This is a genomic window from Mediterraneibacter agrestimuris, from assembly GCF_943193195.1.
GTDB classification, from domain to species: domain Bacteria; phylum Bacillota; class Clostridia; order Lachnospirales; family Lachnospiraceae; genus Schaedlerella; species Schaedlerella agrestimuris.
The window spans coordinates 1-6278 of record NZ_CALPDG010000083.1 but is presented as its reverse complement, the minus strand read 5'-3'; the positions used below and the strand labels follow the sequence as shown (position 1 = coordinate 6278).

The 6278-nt window shown below is 44.0% G+C and carries 6 protein-coding genes and 1 pseudogene; all 7 read left to right on the top strand.

Going from position 1 to position 6278, the window contains the following annotated elements; genetic code table 11:
* The first annotated feature begins 152 nt into the window (after positions 1-152).
* Complete coding sequence (locus tag NFS18_RS18725; RefSeq protein ID WP_251393033.1) at positions 153-1532, top strand: MATE family efflux transporter; 1380 nt, start codon at positions 153-155, stop codon at positions 1530-1532.
* Between the two features lie 145 nt (positions 1533-1677).
* Positions 1678-2556, top strand: coding sequence for a YicC/YloC family endoribonuclease (locus NFS18_RS18720; protein WP_251393032.1), 879 nt, complete (start codon positions 1678-1680; stop codon positions 2554-2556).
* A gap of 36 nt (positions 2557-2592) precedes the next feature.
* A complete protein-coding gene (gene gmk / locus NFS18_RS18715) occupies positions 2593-3225 on the top strand; it encodes a guanylate kinase (protein ID WP_251393030.1) in 633 nt (210 codons plus the stop codon).
* A gap of 6 nt (positions 3226-3231) precedes the next feature.
* A pseudogene (rpoZ, locus tag NFS18_RS18710) lies at positions 3232-3471 on the top strand (DNA-directed RNA polymerase subunit omega); the annotation flags it as partial.
* Positions 3472-3674: 203 nt separating this feature from the next.
* A complete protein-coding gene (gene rimO, locus NFS18_RS18705; RefSeq protein ID WP_251393026.1) occupies positions 3675-5000 on the top strand; it encodes a 30S ribosomal protein S12 methylthiotransferase RimO in 1326 nt (441 codons plus the stop codon).
* Positions 4997-5539, top strand: a complete 543-nt coding sequence (pgsA, locus tag NFS18_RS18700) for a CDP-diacylglycerol--glycerol-3-phosphate 3-phosphatidyltransferase (RefSeq protein ID WP_251393024.1) — start codon at positions 4997-4999, stop codon at positions 5537-5539. Before rimO ends, pgsA begins: the two co-directional genes overlap by 4 nt.
* 81 nt (positions 5540-5620) lie before the next feature.
* Complete coding sequence (locus tag NFS18_RS18695) at positions 5621-6115, top strand: CinA family protein (RefSeq protein ID WP_251393022.1); 495 nt, start codon at positions 5621-5623, stop codon at positions 6113-6115.
* Positions 6116-6278 lie beyond the last annotated feature (163 nt).

The following is a 6278-nucleotide window of genomic DNA, read 5'->3' as shown; positions in this document are numbered from 1 at the left end:
TGTAAAGCGGTTGAAAACACAGTAACTATACGGGTTTTTCCATAATTGGTACCGCCAGCGTGAATAATTCAGGATAAAGTATGTGATTGCTTTTTGTTTTGGAATATATGAAAATGGTATATAAGGGAAACTGGATTGGAGGAAGTTTCAGAATGTGGAAGAAGTCAAAATATACTCAGCTTGGAATTAACTGGGGCGGATTTTACCGAAGTGTATTTGCACTGGTAGTTCCGATGGCATTGCAGAACTTGATTAATGTAGGTGTGACTGCGGCAGATGTAGTTATGCTGGGAAAAGTCGGGGAAAAAGTACTTTCAGGGGCATCTCTTGCGGGACAGGTACAATATATCATGGTCCTGTTTTTGTTCGGACTGACTTCGGGAGCTACGGTTCTGACCGCACAGTATTGGGGAAAAGGAGATACAGTTACGATTGAAAAGATCCTTGCGCTTGGTATGAAGGCAGCAATGGTTGTTACAGCCCTTTTTACAATTGCAGCTCTCGCCATACCAGGGGTCTTGATGCAGATATTTACCAATGACCCGGAGGTCATTGCAGAAGGAATCAAGTATCTTAGAATCGTGTCCTTTTCTTATGTGATGATGGGAATTACACAGGTATACCTCTATATCATGCGCAGCGTGGAAAGAGTGGTTGTTGCGACAGTTGTATATCTGCTGTCTTTGATCTGTAATGTGGCGCTGAATGCAATTTTTATCTTTGGGCTGCTTGGCTGTCCAAAGATGGGGATACAGGGTGCGGCTCTCGGAACCTTGATTTCCCGCCTGCTGGAATTAGTTCTGGTATTTGGTTATGCGAAAATTTTCAATAAAGATATTAAGTTCCGGTTTCAATACTTTTTGCATACAGATCGTCTGCTGGTGAAAGATTTTCTTGTCTATGCCATTCCGGTTGTTATGAATGAAGTACTGTGGGGCATGGGTACGGCTGCGAATACAGCGATTCTCGGACATATGGGGAGTGCTGCGGTGGCGGCAAATTCAGTGGCGCAGGTGGCGCGGCAGTTAGCAACAGTGGTTTCTTTCGGACTGTCTAGTGCAACAGCGATTTATCTTGGAAAGACCATCGGAGAAAAGAGGCTGGAACATGCAAAAGCATATGCTTCCCGATTTTTGTGGATCAGCCTTTTTCTGGGAATCGCAGGAGGCGCATTGATTCTGATTGTTTCACCATTCGTGACGGGCTTTCTGGCACTCACAGCGACCGCACAGAAATATTTGAAATTTATGTTCTTTGTAATGTCATATTTTGTAATTGGCCAGGCGGTCAATACCACACTTGTAGTCGGAACTTTCCGTTCCGGGGGTGATACAAAGTTTGGACTGGCTCTGGATATGAGTACTATGTGGGGGTGTTCGATTTTATTCGGATTCCTTGCTGCCTTTGTATTTAAGTGCAGTGTACCGGTGGTGTATATGATTTTGATGAGTGATGAGTTGATTAAGATTCCGATTACCATATGGAGGTATAAGAGCTATAAGTGGCTTCGTGATGTGACGAGGGAAATTTAAAAACAGAAATAAAAAATCGAAAAAATGAAACTTCTTACGTTAAGGCAGGAGTTGACCGAAGATAGTCCATGGGGTATAATAAATAATCACATAAGTACGTTTTAAACCACAGAAGAGATATCATGAACTAAAAGAGGACAAGACAATGATTAAAAGTATGACAGGCTTTGGAAGATGTGAATATCAACTGGATTCTAAAAAGTATACGGTGGAATTAAAGAGCGTGAATCATCGTTATCTGGATGTGAATATCAGGATGCCGAAGAAGCTGAATTTATTTGAGACTTCCATACGTTCGTTTTTGAAACAGTATGCAGCACGCGGCAAGGTAGACATTTTTATTACCTATGAGGATACGGCACAGGAACAGGCAGCCCTGAAGTACAATTCAGCTCTTGCGGCAGAATATGTAAAGTATTTCGGACAGATGAGTGAAGAATTTGGTGTGGAGAATGATTTGAAGGCATCTGTTCTGGCACGCTGCCCGGAGGTTTTGGTAATGGAAGCACAGCCGGAAGATGAGGATGAGCTTTGGAAGGGGCTGAAAGCTGCACTGGAAGGGGCATTTACCCGGTTCGTAGAGGCAAGAGCAGCCGAGGGGGAGCATTTGAAGAAGGATATTCTGGAAAAGCTTGCTAATATGGAAACATTTGTTGAGAAGATAGAGGAGCATTCTCCTGAAATTGTTGCAAAGTACCGTGCAAAACTGGAAGAGAAGATGCAGGAGATCCTGGCGGATACGCAGATAGAGGAGAACAGGATCGCTGCAGAAGTCATTCTGTTTGCAGATAAGATTTGTACAGATGAAGAGATCGTGCGGCTGAAGAGTCATATTTCCCATATGAGAGATACATTGGAGATGACAGGAGACATCGGAAGAAAGCTGGATTTTATTGCTCAGGAAATGAACCGGGAGGCTAATACAACCTTATCAAAAGCAAATGATCTGGAGATTTCCAATTATGCGATTGACTTGAAGACAGAGATTGAAAAGATCAGAGAGCAGATTCAGAATATTGAATAGAATGTACAATAGAATCAATAGATAGAGGAGAAAGATATGGACGGAAAGGGAAATTTGATTGTAGTATCCGGTTTTTCCGGTGCAGGCAAAGGAACTTTGATGAAACGGCTTATGGAAAAATACAAGGAAACATATGCACTTTCCATATCGGCAACAACAAGACAGCCGCGTGAGGGAGAAGCAGACGGAAGAGAATATTTTTTCAAAACAAAAGAAGAATTTGAAAAAATGATTGCGAAAGATGAACTGATAGAGTATGCTAGGTATGTGGAAAATTATTACGGAACGCCGAGAACCTATGTGGAAGAGCAGAGAAATGCCGGTAAAGACGTGATTTTGGAGATTGAAATCCAGGGGGCGCTGAAGGTGAAACAGGCATTTCCGGATACATTGCTTTTATTCGTTGTACCGCCGAGCGCAGGAGAGTTGAAAAAACGTCTGGTAGGACGGGGGACTGAAAGTATGGAGGTCATTGAGTACAGACTGAACCGGGCGGTAGAAGAGTCTGCAGGAATGGAAAAGTATGACTATCTGGTTGTCAATGATGATCTGGAAATATGTGTAGAACAGATGCACAGTATCATTCGTTCGGAGCATTTGCGGATTGACCGCAATGGGGCGTTTGTCAAGAAATTAAAAGAAGAGTTAAGGCATTTGAAAGGAGAATAATACGTTATGTTACATCCATCTTACACAGATTTAATGAAAGTGGTAAACAAAGACGTTGAAGAAGGAGAAACAAAGGTTGTCAACAGCAGATATTCTATCGTGCTTGCGACATCTAAGAGAGCAAGGCAGATTATTGACGGCGATGAGCCGATGGTGAAGGCAAAACAGGGCATTAAGCCGTTATCTGTTGCAATTGATGAACTGAACAACGAGAAATTAAAGATTGTCGCAGAGAGTGCGGAAGAAGCCGCAGCAGAAGAAATAGCAATAGAAGAAATTACAGAAGATAGGGCAGAAGAGAGAACAGAAGAAGCGGCAGAGGAATAAACGCAAAAGGCAGATGCACATGTGGTATCTGCCTTTCATTGCCAGTGCGGGTGATCCTGCAGACCGCTTGAAGTGAAACACTTTATCTATATCCATAACAGAAGACGGAGAATGATAGTTTTATGAAAACTTTATTTATTTCCCTCGGATGTGACAAGAACCTAACAGACAGCGAGGTAATGCTGGGACTGCTTGCAAGCGAGGGCTACGAAATGACCAATGATGAAACAAAGGCAGATATTATTGTGATCAACACCTGCTGTTTTATCCATGATGCCAAGGAAGAAAGTATTCAGAACATTTTGGATATGGCAGAATATAAAAAAACAGGGAAGTTAAAGGCACTGGTCGTAACAGGATGTCTGGCTGAGAGATACCGCCAGGAAATACTGGACGAGATACCGGAAGTAGACGCTGTGCTGGGAACAACCGCATATGATAAGATCATCGAAGCAATTCAAAGTGCATTGGAAGGAAAAGCAACGGTAACAATGGAATCATTGAAAGCTCTTCCGATGACGGATATCAAACGGCAGATTACAACAGGCGGACATTTTGCTTATCTGAAAATAGCGGAAGGGTGCGACAAGCACTGTACTTATTGTATTATTCCGAAGATTCGGGGAGGATTCCGCAGTGTTCCGATGGAACGGCTTTTGAAAGAGGCAAAGGAACTGGCTGATCAGGGGGTGAAAGAACTGATCCTGGTTGCACAGGAGACGACTCTGTACGGGAAAGATCTGTATGGAAAGAAATCACTGCACCGCCTGCTAAAGGAACTTTGTAAGATCAGCGGGATTTACTGGATCCGTCTGATGTACTGTTACCCGGAAGAGATTTACGATGAACTCATTCAGGTTATGAAGGAAGAACCAAAGATCTGCCATTATCTAGATCTGCCGATACAACATGCCAGTGATGACATTTTGAAACGAATGGGACGCAGAACTTCTAAGCAGGAGCTGACAGATATCATCGCTAAGCTGCGGAAAGAGATTCCAGATATCTGTATCCGGACAACGCTGATCACCGGATTTCCGGGAGAGACCCAACAACAACATGAGGAACTGTATCGTTTTGTAAATGAGATGGAATTTGACCGTCTCGGAGTTTTTACTTATTCGCCGGAGGAGGATACACCTGCGGTTAAGATGCCGGGGCAGGTAGAAGAAGAAGTGAAGGAAGACCGTCAGGCAGAACTGATGGAGCTTCAACAGGAGATTGCTTTTGAGGCAGCGGAAAATATGGCAGGCAGGGAAGTTCTCGTTATGATTGAAGGGAAGGTCGCAGACGAGGCGGTTTATGTGGGAAGGACTTACCGGGACGCGCCGAATGTAGACGGGCTGATTTTTGTAGAAACAGGAGAAGAATTGATATCCGGCGATTTTGCAAAGGTGAAGATCACCGGGGCGCTGGAATACGATTTAATAGGAGGATTAGTAGAATGAATTTACCAAATAAATTGACTGTATTGAGGATTATCATGGTTCCATTTTTTGTATTTTTTATGCTGACAAATGTAGGCGGAGCTGCAAATAAGTGGGTCGCGCTTGTACTGTTCTGTGTTGCCAGCCTGACCGATCTGCTGGATGGCAAGATTGCAAGAAAATACAATCTGGTAACGAACTTCGGAAAATTTATGGATCCGCTGGCAGATAAACTGCTGGTATGTTCTGCAATGATCTGCCTCGTAGAGATGGAGAAGCTGGCAGCGTGGGTTGTAATCGTGATTATTTCCAGAGAATTTATTATCAGCGGATTCCGCTTGGTAGCTTCCGATAATGGTATTGTGATTGCGGCAAGTTACTGGGGCAAGTTCAAGACCGTATTCCAGATGGCTATGATCATTGTGCTGATCATGGATTTGGGCGGTGTATTTGATATGATCGGAACAGTGCTTGTATGGATCGCACTGGCGCTGACGATTATTTCTCTTCTGGATTATGTGCTGAAGAATAAACAGGTTCTGACAGAAGGCGGAATGTAATTCGGAATAACAATAGAATCCGTCCCTTCACCGCAGGTGAATTTAGCATAGGCTGAACTGTTACGAAAGGGTAGAGAGCAGATGGAATTATTTCAGACGAATAGTAAATGTGAATTAGAAGAGCAAGTGGTTAGGCTTTTACAGAAAAACAAAATGACTGTCAGCACAGCGGAATCATGTACCGGAGGTTTGATTGCAGGTGCAATCGTCAATGCGGCGGGGGCTTCGGAAGTGCTGAACGAAAGCTATATCACCTATGCAAATGAAGCGAAAGAGCGTTTGGTCGGTGTGAGACATGAGACGTTGGAGAAGTACGGCGCAGTCAGTGAAGAGACAGCACAGGAAATGGCGCTGGGGGCTGCAGCGGCTTCAGGGAGCAACGTTGGTTTAAGCTCTACAGGGATCGCCGGACCCGGCGGCGGAACGAAGGAGAAGCCTGTTGGTTTGGTTTATATCGGATGCAGTGTGAATGGTGAGGTACAGGTCAGAGAACTGCATTTTCACGGGAACCGGATGGAGAACAGGCTGCATACAGTGGAAGCAGTGCTGAAACTGGCAGCAGAGATGTTAACATAGGCGAAAAATAGGTAACAGTTCAGCCATAACAGCTCGAATAGGCTGCCAAGCATGCGACAAAAACGTCCAGTGGACGTTTTTTAGCGGTTTCACCGCCTATACGCTGCTATGCAGCGCAAATTCTCGCTTATGGCAGAACGCCATATACAAATCCTACAAAAAA

Coding starts and splice junctions, on each gene's coding strand:
- NFS18_RS18720 (WP_251393032.1), top strand. CDS start 1,678: ATGATTAAAAGTATGACAGGCTTTGGAAGATGTGAATATCAACTGGAT.
- gmk (WP_251393030.1), top strand. CDS start 2,593: ATGGACGGAAAGGGAAATTTGATTGTAGTATCCGGTTTTTCCGGTGCA.
- NFS18_RS18695 (WP_251393022.1), top strand. CDS start 5,621: ATGGAATTATTTCAGACGAATAGTAAATGTGAATTAGAAGAGCAAGTG.
- pgsA (WP_251393024.1), top strand. CDS start 4,997: ATGAATTTACCAAATAAATTGACTGTATTGAGGATTATCATGGTTCCA.
- rimO (WP_251393026.1), top strand. CDS start 3,675: ATGAAAACTTTATTTATTTCCCTCGGATGTGACAAGAACCTAACAGAC.
- NFS18_RS18725 (WP_251393033.1), top strand. CDS start 153: ATGTGGAAGAAGTCAAAATATACTCAGCTTGGAATTAACTGGGGCGGA.